Below are 245 nucleotides of genomic sequence, written 5' to 3'. Positions count from 1 at the left end.
CACCGTTTCCAGCAGCAACCTCTGCTGCGGATCCATCGCTGTCGCTTCCCGCGGGCTGATCCCGAAGAACCCGGCATCGAACAACCCCGCGTCGTGCAGGAACCCGCCGTCTCGCGTGTAGGACTTACCCGCCACCCCCGGCTCGGGATCGAACAACCCCACATCCCAGCCCCGGTCCAGAGGCCACTGCGACACCACATCCCGGCCCTGTACCAGCAGCTGCCACAACTCTTCGCGTGAGGACA

General features: G+C 65.7%; 1 protein-coding gene. It reads right to left on the bottom strand.

Annotated elements, in window-relative coordinates; genetic code table 11:
• Positions 1–245, bottom strand: a 245-nt coding sequence (locus JZ792_RS41630; RefSeq protein ID WP_216918476.1) for a beta-ketoacyl synthase N-terminal-like domain-containing protein, incomplete at both ends; no start/stop codon positions are given.

Origin of the sequence: Nocardia noduli (assembly GCF_019038455.1) — a bacterium.
GTDB lineage: Bacteria > Actinomycetota > Actinomycetes > Mycobacteriales > Mycobacteriaceae > Nocardia > Nocardia noduli.
The sequence above is the reverse complement of the archived record's forward strand: the minus strand, read 5'-3'. Positions and strand labels throughout refer to the sequence as shown.